Genomic DNA, 17,199 nt, shown 5'->3' on the forward strand with positions numbered 1-17,199 from the left:
CCCGTCGCCGTCACCGGTAGCGACGACAAGACGGTGCGGGTGTGGGACCTGTTTACCAGCCGGCCCGTCGGTGAGCCCCTCACCGGTCACATCGACCGGGTGGGGGCGGTGGCGTGCACGGTCCTCGACGGCCGCCCCGTCGCCGTCACGGGTGGCATGGACCGTACGGTGCGGGTGTGGGACCTGTTTACCAGCCGGCCCGTCGGCCAGCCCCTCACCGGCCACACCGACCCCGTATGGGCGGTGGCGTGCACGGTCCTCGACGCCCGCCCCGTCGCCGTCACCGGCAGCTTGGACGGTACGGTGCGGGTGTGGGACCTGGCCACCGGCCGGCCCGTCGGTGAGCCCCTCACCGGTCACATCGACCGGGTGGGGGCGGTGGCGTGCACGGTCCTCGACGGCCGCCCCGTCGCGGTCAGCGGCAACGACGACAAGACGGTGCGGGTATGGGACCTGGCCACCGGCCGACCCGTCGGTGAGCCCCTCACCGGCCATACCGGTGCCGTTACCTCGGTGACGTGCACGGTGCTCGACGGTGGCCCGGTCGCCGTCACCGCCGGAGGGGACGACACGGTGCGGGTGTGGGACCTGCGCACCCGGGCAGCCATCACAGCTATCCCTGTCGACACACCGCGCTCCGCCGCGATCAGCGCCGATGGCGACCTCGTCATCGGCTTCCACAATGACATCGCCCTCTACCGCCGCCAATCACATGACCGCTCGGTATAGGTCTGACCGAACATCACAGCCCTCAGCCCGCATAACTCGTCTGAACCAACCATCACCGGACCACCAGCGGATCCTCCCGCCACCGGAAACCAGGATCGGGTAGCGCCGGGTGGCTTCGCGTCGCACCAGCGTCTGCGGGGTCAGCCGACGGCCGATCTGCGTGAGGCGGGGTTTATGCCTACGTGGGGTCGATGATGAACCGCTCCGGGTGAGCGACCTGCACGTACTTCACGACCACGCCGCATTCCAGGAGCGTGACCTGTCGGACCGCGACTTCGTCTACGTGTGGGCCGACGGGGTGCACCCGAAGGTCCGTCTCGGCCAAGCACACTCATGCGTCTTGGTCCTGCTCGGGGTGCGTCTGGACGGCACAAAGGAGCTGATCGCGCTGGCGGAGGGCCTACGCGAGTCCACCGAGTCCTGGGCCGACCTGCTTCGCGACTGCCGGCGACGCGGTATGCGTGACCCCGAGCTGGTGGTCGGCGACGGTGCCATGGGCTTGTGGCGGGCACTGGCTGAGGTGTTTCCGGCTGCTGAGCAGCAAAGATGTTGGGTTCACAAAGCCCGCAACGTCACGAACTGCCTGCCGAAGTCCGCACAGCCGGGTGCCACGAAGGCGATGCAGGAGATCTACAACGCCGAGAATCGCGCCCACGCGGAGAAGGCGATCGAGGCGTTCGCGAAGACTTACGGCGCCAAGTGGCCCAAGGCCGTCGCGAAGATCACCGATGACCAGGACGAGCTGCTGGCGTTCTACGACTTCCCGGCCGAGCACTGGATCCATCTTCGGACCACGAACCCGATCGAGTCGACGTTCTCGACGGTCAAGTTGCGGACCAAGGTCACTCGCGGGGCCGGCAGCCCGGCCGCAGCCCTCGCGATGGTGTTCAAGCTCGTCGAGTCCGCTCAAGCCCGCTGGCGGGCGATCACTGGGGCCCAGCTCGTCGCGCTGGTCCGCTCCGGGGCGAGGTTCGAGAACGGCGTCCTGGTCGAGCGCGAGGAGGTCACCGCCGCCTGAAAACCGGTGGCGCGGACGGAAGCCGTCCGAGATCATCCAGCCGTGTCCCAAGACGAGTCAGGACGTTACCGAGCAGGTCAGACCGCCATGCTCGCCACCGTGTCGGAAGCCGAACCGCTGGTTGAGCACTGGCGTCAGCGATTCGACGCCTCCGCAGCGGTCGGGGTTCCCGCCCACGTGACGGTGCTCTTCCCGTTCCTCCACGTCGATCTCATCAGTGCGGCGGTCCTCGGTGATCTCACGACCCTGATCGCCGGGCATGACCCCTTCGCGGTCCGGTTCGACGAGTGTGGACGCTTCCCCGACGTGCTCTACCTGGCGCCGACCCCAGACCAGCCATTTCGGGCGCTGACCGAGTCCATCGCCGCGCGTTGGCCGGATGCGCCGCCCTACGGGGGACAGTTTGCCGAGGTCATCCCGCACCTGACCGTCGCCCATGGGCAGCCGCCCCGGGTCTTCGACGAGGTGGAGGTGGCGCTTGCCAGCCGGCTACCCGCCACCGCGACGATCTCGTCGGTGAGCCTGTTCGTGAGCGACGGTCAATGCTGGCGGCATCACGCGGAGTTTCCGATGCTAGGCGCATCGAGCAACACCTCACCTCGCCACCCCGGCAGCGAGTCAATCCACAACTCTTGACAATTGCTCGCCCACCCACGGACGAACACCGCTTCGATGAGCGGTTCCCGCTGGCGCTGTACCGCCACGACAACGGCGACTCCCAGCCCCTCTACACCGCCCTCGACCGCGCCGGCCTCCACACCCTCACCGACGACGACCACCAGGCCGTCCGCGACCTCACCCAACAGCTCGACCCCGCCACGCTGCGCCGAGTCACGAGCCGGCTGGAGCGCACCCGCACTGCGGCCCTCGCGCTGCGTGGTACCGAGCACGCCCGGCCCGCTCGTCCGCACGTGCGTCGCGGCGGGTTTTGACGGGCGGCGGGGGCGCTGACCACCACCAGGCGGTCGGCGTCCCTGCAGCGTCGGCCGCCGGAGCACCTGCCTTGGCTCCGTTGTTGTCAGGGTGTGCGGACGTGTTCGCCGCGTCGGTCGGTCAGTTTGTGGCGGATCTCTGGTGTGACCGGGTTCGGCCATGCCTGTATGAGGTAGGACTCGACCGGGTCGCCGTAGTTGTCTTCGAGGTCCAGGCCCTCGTTTCGGCCCCGGACGTGGACACGGATCCGGTAGGAGCCCGCACCGGCCGCGGACAGGCTGGGGAGGCTGGTGATCGGGTCGTCTTGGAAGCCGTGTCCGACGAAGCCGGCCTGCGGGGTGGTGAGGGTCATGCTGACCTCGACCACGTCGTCCCATCCGTCGAGGTGGAGTGTCGGCTCCGTGTGGCAGGGCTCGTAGGTGAGTGTGATCTTCCCGAAGCCGGTGCCGGTCAGGATGGTCGCGCGGTTCTCGCCGCCGCGGGTCTGGATGAGGCCGTTCAGGCCGGTGTAGACGTCGAGGGCGACCTCGACGTCCGGGTCCTTGATCCAGAACTGGCCGTGCGATACCCGGGTCTGGATCGTGAGGGCGTTCATCACGCCGCCACGTAGAACTGGTCGCCGTCCAGCACGCGCTGGGCCGCGTAGAAGGCGCCCAGCGTGCCGCCCTGGCTGTCGTTCTCGGTCTTGGGTACCCAGACGGAGCCGCTGTTGGGCGGAGGCGTCTTGGCGGCGCCCTCCAGGGTCGTGGCGAACGGGTACTCGTCGCACGACCACACGGCACCGGCGGGGGTCGTGGGCTTCGGCACGCCGGGCACCGGGCAGGCCGCCTTGCGGTTGTCCGCTTCCACGGTCGGGGAGGTGGAGCGGGTGAGCGGGTTCGGGCTGTCGGGCTGGCCGATGTGCAGCGGCGCGCTCTGCACCTTCCGGATGCCGGCGGAGATCGTCGGCAGGTAGCGCATGTCCGTCACCGGACGCCCGTTCGGCATGACGCAGCCGGCCGTAGAGCTGGCGATCTGGTCACACCGGAAGAACGGGGAGTTCCAGTCCCCGGAGACGGTGTTCCCGCCCTGCGGATGGATCGTGATCTTGTAGGTCGCCTCGGAGCTGTCCACCAGAGAGGCCGGCAGGCTGTCGGTGTAGGAGTCGTTGGAGTAGAAGGAGGCGCCCTGCCTGATCAGCCCCCCGTTGTAGAACGAGAGCGGCTTGCAGGTCACGCTGGTGCAGCCGGTCGTGTAGGTGAAGTCGGCGCCGGCGGCCTGGCCCCACACGTAGGGGAAGTCGACCTGGAAGTAGCCGTAGACCTGCGTGCTCTTCGGATCGGCCTTCAGGTAGTTGGTGACCGTGTACGTCATCCCCCCGACCGGCGTACCGTTCTGATCGGTCATCTCCCACTGGCTCGTCTGCGTGTAGCAGGCCTCGGTCCGGTTGACCTCCCACGCACTGGTGCACCACGAGGGGATCGCACCCTGACGCGGTCCCGGAGCCGCGGACGCCGCGAGACCAACCGCCAGCCTCGTACTCCCCAGCGGAGCATGCGCAGCGTCCCCGCAGCTGCCCACCCCGCCACCGCACAGCGTCGTCCCGCCGGCACCCGCCTGCGCACTGCCGGCGGCCTGCACCACAGGCCTGGCGCCGGCCTCCTGCACTCCCGTGCCCGCCGCCTGCGCGCTGCCCGCCACACTGAGCAGCGCGGCAGCGCTGACCAGAGCGGCCAGCCCGCCGATCACCCGTCGTCCTACATGCCTCACCCGAGCCCCCTTGTCTGCGGATCACTCCGCGTCCTGCGGCGGCCTCGACATCTGACAACCCTTCCGGAGGCCGCCGAAAATGCATCGTCTACCGCCGAAGCGGTATCGGACGGCATCGTCCGCCATCCATCCAGATAGCACGGCCCGGACTGCGCCAACGGTTCAAGAAAAACTGACGCTGCTTCACTTTCCTGGCACAGCAGCGATCCGCAACGCCTGGGAGTGTGGTGCTGCGTTCTACCGCCAGCACGGCCACCTGGCGATCCCTGCCACGGCGAAGCTGGACGACTACGCGGTGGGGGCGTGGATGCGCCGCCAGGGCAAGGCCGCGAGCCTCACCCAGGAGCAGGCGGCGAGGCTCACCGCGCTGGACGAGCTGTGGCGTCTGGAGCCGGACTGGAACCGCTCCTACCGCCGCCTGCTCGCCTGCCTCGCCGCCGGCGGCACCCTGGACGGCCCCGCCAACCGCACCGGCAGCGCGGACGATCCGACGTTCCGGCCCGGCACGTGGCTGCGCAAGCAGGACAAAGCCCGTACCGACGGGAAGCTGACCGCCCAGCAGACCGCGCTCCTGGACGCCCTCGCAGCCCGCTGACGGTCCTGGCCGTGCCAGCACCTGCAGGCTCCGTGGTGTGCGCGGGGGCGCATCGTGAGTAGACGACCTACAGGTCGAATTCACCACATTGAGTGGGCCTACGCGGCTGGCGATGACCGGCTGGCAGTTCGGAGATCCGGCTCTTCATTGCGACCCTCCCACCTAATTCTTTTGTCCGGTTTTGATGTTATTTGGTGAAGGCTCACTGGGAGTTGGCTGCTACCTTCCGCCTCCGACAAGGCACTTCTTTGCCGGCGATTCACTACTGTCGGCGCTGATAGCGTTGCTCAACGTGAGCGATGCGCTACAGCGAGGACCGCGCTCATGGTCGACCTTCTGGCCCGGACAACTGCCGGCTTGCCCCATGACCTGAATGGCGAGCTGGAGCGGCTAGGACAGCTCGTTTCCCAGGACAAGCGGCTGGCCGTGGCAGTCCGAGCTGACACCAACCGGCAACGGCGGATCCGGCTGGAAATCGGGGATGTGCTGCTGGGCATCGACTCCGCTGACAGCGGCGACCCCGGGACGTCGGTCTGGGCACAGGCGGCTGGCAGGGTTGGCCTGGCCACCGCCACCGCCCGAACATACCGAAAGGTCGCCAGCCGAGTGGGGCCGGCGGTTCGTGAGGTGATCGATGCGCTCGACGTGGAGGTCTCCTACAGCACTCTCAGGGCAGCCGTCTCGATGCCCAAGGAGATCGGAGACGTGGAAGGAGCACTGGAACGACGCCTGGACCAACTGGTCGGGATGGCGCAAGCCGTTGCCGGCACCGACGACCCGGTCGTCACCGAGACCGGCCTTCGCGCGTTGCTCGGCGACTCACTCCTGCCGGTCACCTTGCCGCCTGGCCGACGCGAGGGCGTCCAGGCCGGTGAGGACGGGACTGCCGGACCCGCACCGAAGACCGTCCCGCCCGGGCCCGAGGTCGTGAAGGCGGCCATCGGCGCCGACGTCGAGATCGCGCGCAGCGCGTGCGCGGCGCTGCTGGAGAGCTCGACTGGCAGGGCCGAGGTCCTCGCGCGGGTGGCGTCCACCCCGGAGTACCTCAGCGAGCTGATTGCCGATGACCAGGTGCGGCGGACCATCCAGTCGCAGATCGGCCCTCCGGCCCGGCCGGCACGTGACCCCGACGATGCCGCGATGGACGCTGCTGCGGAGGCGGACCCCGAGGTCGTCCTGGCCCGTTGGCGAGCGGCCCTTCAACGGCACGACGCACAGGCCACCCGGCTCCTCGAGTACGACCCGGCGGAGATCGCGGCCCGGGGCGACGAGGAACTGATCAACGCGGTCCTCACGACCGCGCAGCTGTACAGCGAGTGGGGCCAGCGCCTCGCCGCCGAGGCTCGACGGGAGGGACCGCGAGCCGGATAACAACCACCAACGAAGGGAACGGCGTTGAGCTCCAAGCCTCTCCGCGACGAGCAGGGAAACCGACTGCACCTGCACAGGGACCACGACCACATGCCCGACGACGTCCGGCGCGCCCTGGTGACGGACGTCAGGGAGATGCTCGTCAGCTTCCCCCAGAGCGCCCAGGCCCGCCGCCAGTACCTTCGTGAGAGGTTCAGCGCCGGGGCGCCCTGGGCGGAGCCGTACTTCAACAGGTGCATCACCCGCCTGGAGGAACAGGCCGAGAAGGAGTGGAGGCACGGTGAGGCTGCCGCCGCCGCGGAGAGGCGGGAGCGGGAGGCCCGGGAGAAGGAGGACAACCCGTCGCCGACCGTGCCGGGCCAGCGCACCGAGGACCCGCCGAGCATCAGTCTGGTCGACGACGATCCCACGCCCGGCCCGCTCCATTTCTCCGAGCGTCAGTCGATGACGCTGCTCGAACGGCACTCCCACCAACGGCTCCAGGACCTCAGGGAGCAAAAGGCGGAGGCCCTCAAGCGCAGGGACGACGAGGTCACCCGGCTGAAGGCGATGACGCTCGCGCAGAAGGGCCACCAGGGCGCACGGGACCTCGCCCGAGCCGTCACCGAGGCCTGGAACAGCGATCCGGACGCCATCAACTACGAGCAGGTCATGCGCAACGCCGGCCTCACCTACGGCCAGTTCGGGGTATCGGTGAAGTTCTTCACCACCCAACTCAACGAGGCTGTCTCCGACGACAAGGCGTGGAGCGCCCAGTGACCCCGATGCTCCTCACCAGCACCAACCTGGACGAGGCTGCCAAGCGCCAGTGGGCCGGCGGCCTCACCGAGCGGCTCCTGAACCGTGAAGTCCCCCGCGCCGGCCGCCGCGCAGACACCGAGGCGGCGGACGGCACGGTTTGGGAACTGGAGACTCCCCCACTCCTGCAGGACCCGATCGCCGGGAAGCAGCGCGTCCACCCCCGAATCCGATGGCTACTGTGTGGCGTGGCTGAACACGGCAACCGGAAGCTGCGGATCTTCGACAGCGGGGGTGGCCTGGTCGCCTTCGAATGGCACCGACCGTGGAACAACTACCGGCTGCTGACCGAGCCGCTCATCGACCTGGGATTCTCCCCTGACGTCGACCGCCACGTCGTCCTCAACATCGGTGCCTTCAATACGTTCTCGCGCTCCCGCGCGGAGGGCCGCGGCGTGCTGTACAGCATGCACACCTGGCTGCACCACGTCCGGACCGGAACCCCTCTCGCACCGGTCCGGACTTGGGGCCAGCGAGCCTCGATCGACCCCGCCAGCACGGCTGGCCGCGCCTACTGACCGAGCCGGGCCCCGGCACCGCTTGGCGCCGGGCCCCGGCTGAAGGACGCACAGTGACCCACGACACAGCAGAGACCGCAGGCCTGCCAGCCCAAGCAGCCCAGATCCTCACCGCGTTCAACAACCGAGGCATGACCGGCCCCACCCTGCCACTCGACCAAATTGAGGCCGCGCTGGCCGGGCTCATCTCGCTGATGAACTCCCTTCCCAACGCGCTGCGGCACGTTGGCGGACATCTGCTCGACAATCAGCGCCGAGGCAACCTCGCCGCGATCGACGGGAGCGACACCGACGACATCGCTGAGCGCGTCCGGCAGAGAATGAGCGACTGCGCCGCTCCTCTCAACGAGATCCTCGCGAAGGTCGACGGAACACTGCCCCTGATCCACCGCCTGACCCCGAACGTCGATAGTCCCTCCATCCTCACAGAAGCCGTTGAGCAGGACGACGCCGCGCCATTACTGCCAGCGAATGTCGCTGGGAAGGACGTGGTGGTGACGGCAGCGGGACGGTGTGGCAGAGCTGGCCGGGCTGGGCCTGGCAGTGCGGGCAGCGGCGGGTCATCGCGTCGAGGTACTCGTCCTCCTCCTCGAAGCTGAGCTTCCACAGGCGGGCGACGTGGGCGACCCCGGCAAGCCTTCGGGCCGACGGCAGGCCGCGGCAGGCCCGGCCCGCGCGGGCCTCGCACAGCCAGCAGGAGCGGTCGCAGACCTGACAGCCGTCCACAGTGCGCAGCGTGGCGCAGCACATGATCTCGTGCCCGCCGGGTCCCAGGCAGCGATGTGGAGTTCGCTGGGGCAGGGCCGGCCGACGTCGTCCGTCCAGAGCGGCTCGTTTCGGTCGTAATAGCCGTCCCACGGAGCGCGGATGGCCGACGCGGAATCGGGCCGCCCTCGGTGGGCGTGTGCGGAAGGGGGGCCGCCTCGGGCTGCGCCGCGTCGCACCGGGTGGACCTTGGTGCGGTTGCCGCACATGGCCCCTGGGCGGGCCCTGCACTGCGGGCACGGTACTGCCAGTGCCGCCTCATGGCCATGCGGCTCCATCCCGGGCCCTCCTTTCGGCTGCCCTCGGTGACGGTGTGGTTGCGGATTCAACCAGTCGGGGGCGCGCGGGGAGGGGTGGTCTCGCAGTTTCTCACCGTGACCGTCCGGGCACTCGTTGTCAGTGGGGTCTGGGATGCTCGCCCTCAGGTACGGCAGCGGCCGTGTCGGTAGGTCGGCTCGTGTGCTGCGGGCGGTGACAGGACGGGGGAGCCGATGCCGGATCCTACGCAGGAGCAGTCGGCGGTTGTGGACGAGTTCCAGACCGGCGGCGATCTGGTCGTCCAGGCCGGCGCCGGGACGGGTAAGACGACGACGCTGCAGATGCTGGCCGAGGCCGACTCCCGCAACGGCTTGTACATCGTGTTCAACAAGGCCGCGGCAAGCGAGGCGAAGCGCAGGTTTCCCGCCCGGGTGCAGTGCACCACCGCGCACTCCCTGGCCTACCGTTCGGTGGGCCACCGCTACCGGAATCGGTTGAGCAGCCCTCGGATTCCCTCGCGCAAGGTCGCCGCCGCCCTGGGGATCCACCAGGACCTGGAGTTGGGCGGCAAGGTGCTGGAGCCGTGGAACCTCGCCTACGTGGCGACCGAGACCGTGCGGGGCTTCTGCCTGTCCGCCGACCACGAGCTGACGGAACGCCACGTGCCCGTGCAGCGCGGCGCCGAGAGTCCGGAGGTGCACGTGCTGCTGGCCGAGGTGGTGGTGCCCTTCGCCCGCCAGGCCTGGGCGGACGCCATTCACCCCGAGGGCTGGAAGGTCAAGTTCCTCCATGACCACTACCTCAAGCTCTGGCAGCTCACCCAGCCGCAGCTGAACGCCCCGTACGTGATGCTCGACGAGGCACAGGACACCAACCCCGTCCTCGAATCGGTGATCAACGGTCAGCGCGGCAACACCCAGCTCGTCCTGGTCGGCGACTCGGCCCAGCAGATCTACGCCTGGCGCGGCGCCCGCGACATCATGACCGGCTCGCCGGGGCGCCACCTCAACCTCTCCCAGTCCTTCCGCTTCGGCACCCAGCTCGCCCACGAGGCCAACCGCTGGCTGAGCATCGTGAACGCACCCCTGCGCCTGACAGGCCACCACGAGACGAGGACCAGCATCGGGCCCGTAGAGCAAGCCGACGCGGTGCTGTGCCGCACCAACGCCGGAGCGATGATCGAGGTCCGCCGCCACCTGGGAACCGGGCGCCGGGTCGCAATGGCCGGCGGCGGTGACGACCTGCGCAAACTGGCGCTGGCCGCACGCGACCTCAAGTCCGGCAAGAGGACGAACCACCACGACCTGCTGCTGTTCAAGTCCTGGGGCGAACTGCAGGAATACGCCGAAAACGACCCGGCAGGGCGCGATCTGCTGCCCTGGGTCGAGCTGGTCGACGACCTGGGCCACGAGGAGATCCTCGGCTTCCTGGACCGCCTGGGCGACGAGCACAGCGCGGACGTCACGATCTCCACCGCGCACAAGGCCAAGGGCCGGGAATGGCCCTCGGTGCGCATCGCCGACGACTTCCCCGAGCCCGAACCCACCGACACGGGACAGCCCGGCCCCGTCTCCCGCTCCGAGGCCCGCCTGGCCTACGTCGCCATCACCCGCGCCCGCCACCACCTCGAGCGCGGCAGTCTGGCCTGGATCGACGACCACCCCGCCGGCCAGAACACCGACACCCCGAACACCGCACGGCCCGGGCACGACGATCCGTGGGCCAGGCTCGGCCCAGCCCCCCGGTAACGGCCCCCGAACGCCCCTCGGAGAACCCCGTGCCCCTGACCGCCCTGCATCCCAGCCACGGCACCCTGGACGCCACCATCGACGACCTCGGCGCGGGCCTCCACTGGAACACCGTCCACCGAGCCAAGCCCCGCCCCGACCTGCGGTGCCCCGCCTGTGCTGGCCCCGTCCACGCCAAGACCTCCCACCGCGGGCTGCGGTTCTTCGCCCACGACACCGCCCAGCCCCACTGCCCCAGCACCGGCGAGAGCCTCGAACACCACCACCTCAAACGCGCCCTCGCCCACGCCGCCCGCACCGCCGGCTGGCACGCCGCCGTCGAAGCCCCCGGTGACGGCTGGCGCGCCGACGTCCTCGCCACCGCCCCCGACGGCCGCCGCCTCGCCCTCGAAGCCCAGCTCTCACCCATCACCACCCCCGACATCGAAATGCGCACCCGCCGCTACGCCGCCGCCGGCGTCGACAGCTGCTGGGTCACCACCACACGCGCCCCCTGGCTGCTCGCCGTCCCCTCGCTGCAGGTCCGCCAGGACGAAGCCGGCTGGACGGTGGTCGACGGCCACCGCAGGCTCGCCCACCCGCCCCTGGTCGGCCTTCGCGCGGTGGCCTGCGAGGGCTACCACGACCGGGATCCCACCAGCGGCCGCGGACAGCGCTGGCAGCAAGAAGGACCCGACATCCCCTTGCCCTGGGAAACCTCGTGGAGCGTCCTGCAGACCCACGCGCAGTACAACCACCGGGAGGACCTGTCCCCGTACGGGGACGGCACAGGCGCCATCCCCTGCGCGACCGAGTTCCTGTGCGGCATCCGATGGTGGCGACCCAGGCGCGAGCCGCAGCTCGCACACGTCCTGGCCGCAGTCCTGCACGGCACCGTGGTGGCACTGGAGCTCGCCGCGCCCTACCACGACACCGCCAGCAGCTGTCCGGACCCGATCGTGTGGACCACCACCGAAGACCTGGGACGCGCCGCGACGCTCACGGCCCTCGCTTACGGCTGGCAGCTCTTCCACCGCTCCGAGACCCCATACTGCGGCTGCGAGGACTCAGGCGACTCCTACGCGCTGACCACCGACTTCGCGCCCGTTGCCGGCTTCCTCCTGTGCTCGCGCTGCGACGCCGACCTGATCGCGCTACACCAGGTCCTCGCCCCCGACGCCCACCAGGCCCCCGCCCGGTACGGGCCCCTTCTCGTGGACACCCCGCTGGCCAACCTGACCCCCAGCCAGCGCCAAGCGCTGAACCGCCCCGCCCAGCACGCATCCGTGTCCGTTCGAGTCCAACAGGTCGCCCCCCGCGACATCCGCCGCATGGCGCGGAGGATCACCGGCCTGGACCGCATCTGAATACGCCTCGCACCAACGACAAGGAGAAGACGATGGCACAGCCCCCCGCAAGCGTCAGCCAAGCCCTCTCAGACGCAGAACGCGAACTGACAAACCGAATCCCCACAACCGCCGTCCTGCAACAAGTAGAGGAAGGCGGCCTCGGGCTCTACACCCGGGCCCGGATCGGCTACCAAGCACCACCCGACAGCGAAGACGCACCCAGGCTGCGCCTGTTTACGCAGGTCCTCTCACCGAAATGGGCCTGCCAGATCGTCAAGGAACACTCTCAAGGTGCCACCGACACCCAGTTGGAGGAACTAATCGCGTGGGCGCTTCAGGAGGAATACTTCCGTGCCCCAGGTAGAGGACTCTGCATCCACTTCGGCGGCGCGGAATTCATCGACTTCTACTTCCCGGCATCCGACTAACCCAACCGGAACATCTTCACTACCAGACTGCAGGTGTTCTAACCGGTGCGACAACCGGTGGTGTGAACCGGTGCACCAACCGGTGGCCGCCCCTCCCGCCCGCCACGCCCGGATTCCGGACAAACATGCAGGTCAGCGGCCGTGGTGAGTGGCCGTCAAGGTGAAACTCACCACCCCGACAACCCTCTTGGTGGGGTTAATAGTCAAGCTAAGCAACTGCGCAGAGCCAAGGACTATGGCTACCCGGTGCTGTTGCTCCTGGACCAGATTCCGCGGCCCGGTGTGAGTGGGAGCTACACCAATCCTCTGGCCGCAGGTGAGACGATCATGATGGCGATCCGCCCCGAACTGGGTGCCTTCCCAGATGTCATAGATCAGGTATGGGTGCGTACTCTCGACGGCACTGCCCGGCTATTGGCTGTTGAGGGTCGCGGATTCTGATTATCTGGGGTCACTGGGAAGTTGTAGGCACAGTGAGGGACGGTGCCAATCAGCCCATGCGCTGCTCAGGTGCGGCCGGTCTTGGCTTCCCACGCAGTCACCGCGTCCCGGAGCGGGCGGGAGTCCCACGGGGTTTCGCAGATCGGCCCCGTCAAGGTGTTGTGGTGCCAGCGATTGAGGAGGCTGACGACGACCTGCCGGGGGGAGCAGTACCGGGTCGCTCCCTCGGGGTCGAGCGCCGTTTCGGCGTGGGCTGGCGGTGCGGGGCTGGGACCACCAGCGTCCAGCCCCGGCGGTCCCAGCGCAGCACGATGCCGTGTGGCCACTGCGCTGACCTGGCGGCCGGACCGCCGGGATTCGCGCGAACGGCGGCCTGGTCCCACTCGAACCAGCCGAGGAGCTGCCCGTCTGCGGCGGCGCGCCAGGTGGTGGGGGCGAGGCCACCAGCTGCGAGCGCGGCGCGGACGGCGGCCATGTGGGCGTGGTGGGGAAGCGGGCCGTTCCGTGCCTCATGTGGCTGCATACCCCATCAACCGCCCAACTCGCTCAGAGTGTCGCCAGACCCCAGATAGCTGCGGCTGCCACCTTCCCGGACCAGGTATCGAGGCTCGACCGGATCCGGTACCGCCCCCATGCCCGACCGATGCCCCACGGACGGCTCCTGGCGGCGTCCACCGTGCCCTGACGCACCGTCCGGCCTAGGAGTTCGGTCCGGCTCCCACGCGGCCCGGGAACGGCCCTTCCGGGGCCTCCTGATGCAGCTCCCGATGTGGCTCCTGCTGTGACTCCTGATGCAGCTCCTGATGCCAGCACTTCCGCCCCGGGCGCCGGGTGGCATCTGCGCAGTTCACAGGGCCCACCAAGGTGGCCGGTAATTCCGACATCCCTCTCTGCGCGCCCCTGTCCTCCTGGTGGTGGGGGTGGGGTGGCGGTGGTGCGCTGGCGGGTCGTGGTGGTCTGCGGCGGCAGCTGGCGGGCCCTGCCTGGCGGCCTCCCAGCCCCAGCCCGGCCGTCGCCGCGCCGCGCGACGTGGCCGTGCGCCTTGTTCGGTCGGGGGTTCGGCTCGTCGTTCGGCACGGGGGCCGACTGAGAGGTCGCTTTGCGGTTCGGTTCGGCCACCGGCCCCCGACCGCGCTTGCCACCTGTTTACGCAGCTCAGGGGCACTGGGGCGGCGTTCTCACCACCTCGACTTACCTTCCCGGGCCCCCTGCCTGGTGGTTGTGGTGGGTGGGTTGGGGGGGTTGGTCGGTGTGGTGGGTTGCTGCGCTGTGCTTCTGGTTCTCGCGTCCGGCTGGTGCCGGCCGCTCGTGGGTGGGGCGGGCTGGATGTGGGGGCTGTCCCGGGCGGGCGGGTCGGGCAGGTCCTCGCCGGCGGTCAGGTCGCAGCTGTTTCCTGGGGGGTGTCCGGGCGGGTGGCCTGTTTGAGTTCCATCTCGGCTTTGTGCCGGTTTCCCGTCTCGGCCCAGTGCGGGTGGGCGTACAGCTCGGCGCTGACGGCGGCGAACGCGGCTCGTTTCTCCTCGGTCGGGTCGGCGGCCCAGGCGGCCTCCGCGGCGTACCAGCGGCGCTGGAGTTCGAGCAGGTCAGCGGGGAATGCGGTGTCGGACACCAGCTCATCGTAGGTCGCACACGCGTGCAGTCGGCCGGTGGCGCCCCTGGGCGCAGTTCGCTGGCCGCGTCGGCGAGCGCCGGCTGCTGGCTGTTGTCCTGCGCCCTCTCCGCTGCTCTCCCAGGGGTGTGACCTGCGGTTGGCCTTGTTGGTGGTTTTGAGGCATTTTTAGGGGTTTGGCCGGTGTTGGTTGGACCAATGTCGGCCCGGTGCGGGCTCGGCTGTGGCCTGTTCCGCCGGTGTCTGGCGGGGTGGGTTTTGGTTGCCGTGTGTGTTCGCCGTGGGCATGCCATGCGAGCGGGTGGTGGGTGTCGGGGGCGGGGAATTGCCGGGTGTTTCCTTCAGGCGTTCCGGCGGATTTTCCGGGGGCTTTTGTGGGGTGTGTCCGCTCGGTTTTCCGGCGGGTTTTCTGCCGTGTTTTGCGGGTTTTCTGCCGTGTTTTGCGGGTGTTGGTGGTGCGCGTCACGGGCAATGGGGTGTGACGCGCACCGGGTTGTGATCCTGTCAGGAGGGACGTCGTCGGCCTGTCCGGGGGCCGCTCGTCGGCGTCGTGCTCGCTGCCGTTCTCACCGGAGGCTGATCAGCTCCTGGTGGGTGTGGTCGGGGATGCCTCGCGCGTGCCATCAAGCGGCGCCGGGTCGCGTGGCCGCCGTCCTTGCCGTTGGCCTGGTCGCCGGCGTGCTGCGCCCTGGGCTGGGTTCCGCCGGCCGTGGTGTCGGCCGCCGTCCTGGCGGTGCGGGTCGCTTGGGTCGCTGCGCCTGGTCGATGTCGTCGGGGGATGCCTTGACGGGTGCTCGATCTGAGCACCCGTAGGGAAAACCCAGGTCAGCGGGTGCTCGATCCTTTAGAAGAGCCGCCTACGCTCCCGGCGCAGTTCCAGCCTGTCGAAGATCCCGGCTGAGGCTGCCCCAGACGAAGTGAAGACCAGAACAAGAAGGCCGACCTTGCGGCGGTCGACCGGCGACGGGCCCGTCGCGGCACCCTTCGCCCTGCTGTACCAGTTCAAGCGCCTGGCCGTCCGCTGGGAGCGTCGCCTGGACCTCCACGACGCCTTTGCCTCGCTTGCCTGCTCCCTCATCTGCTGGAGGAGACTCCGGAAGAGGTAGCTTGATCATCCTGCGGTGGAGACAAGGGTGGAAAGGTGGGGCGGGTGTCCGAACAAGTGGTGAGGCCAAGCGAGCTCCTGGCCGAAGATGAGGTCCGACTGCTCCAACGGGCTCTAGGTGAATGGGGCGGGCCGGCGCGATGCAGCGATGAACTCGCCTTCGGTATGGGGTTCGTGGACGCCCGAGACCTGCTCGATCAGTGCCGCATCCTGAGCCGCGCTCTGGGTGACGATGATCCGATCAAGCCCGTCGATTGGGCGCGGATCCTTCTGGCCGTGGAGATCGTCTTCGTCAGCGACCTCGTCGGCTCGGGCGTCGAGTGGCAAACGACCACGGGGCTCACTGACGAGGCCACCCTCCCGATCCTCCGGGGGATCCAGCGAAAGCTGGTCAGGACTGTGAGCGCGTACTACGGAAAGCGCCCGGTCGCGTAGCCAAGATCGTGTTACGAGTTCTTAGGTTCTGGTGAACGGTTCGACTGGCCGCTGCCGTTGTTGGACATTCTTTGGGTCATGGCGCGCCTCCCCTATCGCCTCAGGACATTAGCGTGGCCGGGTGGGTGGGCGCGTCCCGTGAGGCGATCGTCCGGACGATGCGGCAACTGCGCGACGAGGGCATCGTGACGACCGAGCGCAAGGTGGTCGTCATCCACGACCTGGAGGCGCTGCGCCGCCTCGGCGTACCTCGGTGCTCGTGCGGTGCTGTCTGCCGGCTCCTGTTGTCCGGTGGCGCCGACTCTTTTCCGGTGGCGCCGTAGGCGACATCCCAGCCCCTTTTTAAGGGCCCGCCAGGCCCCGGCCCCCGCCGAAGGGCAGCCCGTTTTATGTTCTCCTTTCCCGGTGGTCCTTTTGGTGTGGGTCGTCAGGGGTTCGGGAGAGTGCAGTCCGGTGGTTATCAGCCGGTAAGAGTGGGCAGCAAGTCAGTGCTTGTTGTGACATTAATTCGGGATCTCAGGTGGCTTGCGGGCGCGTTTCCGAACGGGCTTACCGGCTGACTCCCGCGCGTCTGTCCGGTGACATCCGAAGGCCGGGCGCCGGTGACAATCCCATGCGCACCGATGGCCCCGTGCTGCGCCCTGCCCCGGGGCCTTTTTGACCGGGTGTGGTGTGACGGCCGGTGGGCTGTTTCACGGCCTGCCAGCGGCCTGATTTCTGGGGGTGGTGCGGGGTTGGGCCGGTGACTGCTCTTGCATCTTCGACGGCCCGGTGCCGCCTCGCCCCGGTACGGGGCGTCAGGCCTTGGGAGGCTTGTCCGGGGAGTCCCAGGCCGAGGGCCAGGGAGGGCCCGGACGGAGGTGGAGGCCCCGGCAGGGGCCCCCGGATCCCGGGGGAGACGCTGCGTTCGGGGATTTACGCCATATCGTCAACGGGCGTTCGGTCGGATACCCCCTCCCCGCCAGGGGAGGGGCCTGTACCCGAAATTCGCGTCATATCGTCAACGGCCCTCGACCGTAGGTCGGGGATGGGGTTCTACCGGAATTTTGCGTCACATCGTCAACGCTGGGGCGGCGCCGAGGGGAGGGGCTGTCTACCCGAAATTCGCGTCACATCGTCAACGCCACTCATGGCGGGCCGCAGGCCCGTGCCCAACCACCCATCAACTAAGGCCCCGCCAGGGGCCGTCACCCGAACACGAATTCGCCGCAGGCGAATGGCCCCAGCCACCCCCCGCCCGGCGCAGCCGGGCCCCGAGGCGCAGCCTCGGGACACCACGCACGGTGACGCCGCCAGGCGGCACCCCCGCACCTGGCGGTGCGTCAGCACCGCCGCATGGCCGCCAGGCCATGCTTAAGCCGTAGGCTTCCG

Annotated in this window: 17 protein-coding genes and 1 pseudogene; 15 read left to right on the plus strand and 3 right to left on the minus strand. The window is 69.1% G+C overall.

Annotation, left to right across the window (positions count from 1 at the left end):
• The 4 genes and pseudogenes from ACIBEC_RS33595 to ACIBEC_RS33610 form a co-directional block, all read left to right on the plus strand.
• Nucleotides 1–729 (plus strand): WD40 repeat domain-containing protein (locus tag ACIBEC_RS33595; protein WP_396289621.1); only part of this gene is annotated, 729 nt, incomplete at its 5' end.
• Between the two features lie 232 nt (nt 730–961).
• Nucleotides 962–1,747: pseudogene (locus ACIBEC_RS33600) on the plus strand (IS256 family transposase); the annotation flags it as partial.
• Between the two features lie 87 nt (nt 1,748–1,834).
• Nucleotides 1,835–2,383, plus strand: a complete 549-nt coding sequence (locus tag ACIBEC_RS33605) for a 2'-5' RNA ligase family protein (RefSeq protein ID WP_360501079.1) — start codon at nt 1,835–1,837, stop codon at nt 2,381–2,383.
• Nucleotides 2,380–2,679, plus strand: coding sequence for a hypothetical protein (locus ACIBEC_RS33610; RefSeq protein WP_360501082.1), 300 nt, complete (start codon nt 2,380–2,382; stop codon nt 2,677–2,679). Before ACIBEC_RS33605 ends, ACIBEC_RS33610 begins: the two co-directional genes overlap by 4 nt.
• 86 nt (nt 2,680–2,765) lie before the next feature.
• Here the strand turns inward: ACIBEC_RS33610 and ACIBEC_RS33615 are convergent, their stop codons facing one another.
• Together ACIBEC_RS33615 and ACIBEC_RS33620 are read right to left on the minus strand one after the other, a co-directional pair.
• Nucleotides 2,766–3,275 carry a hypothetical protein gene (locus ACIBEC_RS33615; RefSeq protein ID WP_360501085.1) on the minus strand — a complete coding sequence of 170 codons (510 nt, stop codon included), beginning with the start codon at nt 3,273–3,275 and terminating at the stop codon, nt 2,766–2,768.
• The gene (locus ACIBEC_RS33620) at nt 3,275–4,066 is read right to left on the minus strand and encodes a NucA/NucB deoxyribonuclease domain-containing protein (protein WP_360501088.1); all 792 of its coding nucleotides are present in this window, start codon (nt 4,064–4,066) and stop codon (nt 3,275–3,277) included. The genes ACIBEC_RS33615 and ACIBEC_RS33620 overlap by 1 nt, the downstream gene beginning before the upstream one ends.
• A gap of 442 nt (nt 4,067–4,508) precedes the next feature.
• Here ACIBEC_RS33620 and ACIBEC_RS33625 point away from each other — a divergent pair, with 442 nt between their 5' ends.
• From ACIBEC_RS33625 to ACIBEC_RS33665, 9 genes are all read left to right on the plus strand, one after another.
• Nucleotides 4,509–5,024, plus strand: coding sequence for a helicase associated domain-containing protein (locus ACIBEC_RS33625; protein ID WP_360501090.1), 516 nt, complete (start codon nt 4,509–4,511; stop codon nt 5,022–5,024).
• Between the two features lie 324 nt (nt 5,025–5,348).
• Nucleotides 5,349–6,395 carry a hypothetical protein gene (locus tag ACIBEC_RS33630; protein WP_360501091.1) on the plus strand — a complete coding sequence of 349 codons (1,047 nt, stop codon included), beginning with the start codon at nt 5,349–5,351 and terminating at the stop codon, nt 6,393–6,395.
• A 24-nt stretch (nt 6,396–6,419) separates the two neighbouring features.
• Nucleotides 6,420–7,154 carry a hypothetical protein gene (locus ACIBEC_RS33635; protein WP_360501093.1) on the plus strand — a complete coding sequence of 245 codons (735 nt, stop codon included), beginning with the start codon at nt 6,420–6,422 and terminating at the stop codon, nt 7,152–7,154.
• The gene (locus ACIBEC_RS33640; protein ID WP_360501096.1) at nt 7,151–7,711 is read left to right on the plus strand and encodes a hypothetical protein; all 561 of its coding nucleotides are present in this window, start codon (nt 7,151–7,153) and stop codon (nt 7,709–7,711) included. The genes ACIBEC_RS33635 and ACIBEC_RS33640 overlap by 4 nt, the downstream gene beginning before the upstream one ends.
• 53 nt (nt 7,712–7,764) lie before the next feature.
• Nucleotides 7,765–8,310 (plus strand): hypothetical protein, encoded by a 546-nt coding sequence (locus ACIBEC_RS33645; RefSeq protein WP_360501099.1) that lies wholly within the window; start codon nt 7,765–7,767, stop codon nt 8,308–8,310.
• 657 nt (nt 8,311–8,967) lie between these two features.
• The gene (locus ACIBEC_RS33650) at nt 8,968–10,482 is read left to right on the plus strand and encodes a UvrD-helicase domain-containing protein (protein WP_360501101.1); all 1,515 of its coding nucleotides are present in this window, start codon (nt 8,968–8,970) and stop codon (nt 10,480–10,482) included.
• A 29-nt stretch (nt 10,483–10,511) separates the two neighbouring features.
• Nucleotides 10,512–11,828, plus strand: a complete 1,317-nt coding sequence (locus tag ACIBEC_RS33655; RefSeq protein ID WP_360501104.1) for a competence protein CoiA family protein — start codon at nt 10,512–10,514, stop codon at nt 11,826–11,828.
• A gap of 32 nt (nt 11,829–11,860) precedes the next feature.
• Entirely contained in the window at nt 11,861–12,238 is a 378-nt protein-coding gene (locus ACIBEC_RS33660) for a hypothetical protein (protein ID WP_360501107.1), read from the plus strand.
• Between the two features lie 246 nt (nt 12,239–12,484).
• Nucleotides 12,485–12,679, plus strand: a complete 195-nt coding sequence (locus tag ACIBEC_RS33665) for a hypothetical protein (RefSeq protein WP_360501110.1) — start codon at nt 12,485–12,487, stop codon at nt 12,677–12,679.
• Between the two features lie 1,375 nt (nt 12,680–14,054).
• Here the strand turns inward: ACIBEC_RS33665 and ACIBEC_RS33670 are convergent.
• Nucleotides 14,055–14,288: a hypothetical protein gene (locus ACIBEC_RS33670; RefSeq protein ID WP_360501112.1), complete on the minus strand. Its 234-nt coding sequence runs from the start codon at nt 14,286–14,288 to the stop codon at nt 14,055–14,057.
• A 1,150-nt stretch (nt 14,289–15,438) separates the two neighbouring features.
• Here ACIBEC_RS33670 and ACIBEC_RS33675 point away from each other — a divergent pair.
• Complete coding sequence (locus tag ACIBEC_RS33675) at nt 15,439–15,828, plus strand: hypothetical protein (RefSeq protein WP_360501115.1); 390 nt, start codon at nt 15,439–15,441, stop codon at nt 15,826–15,828.
• Nucleotides 15,829–15,899: 71 nt separating this feature from the next.
• Nucleotides 15,900–16,151 (plus strand): helix-turn-helix domain-containing protein, encoded by a 252-nt coding sequence (locus ACIBEC_RS33680; protein WP_360501118.1) that lies wholly within the window; start codon nt 15,900–15,902, stop codon nt 16,149–16,151.
• Nucleotides 16,152–17,199: the final 1,048 nt, after the last annotated feature.

It is taken from the genome of Kitasatospora sp. NPDC051164 (assembly GCF_044455625.1).
Lineage (GTDB): Bacteria > Actinomycetota > Actinomycetes > Streptomycetales > Streptomycetaceae > Kitasatospora.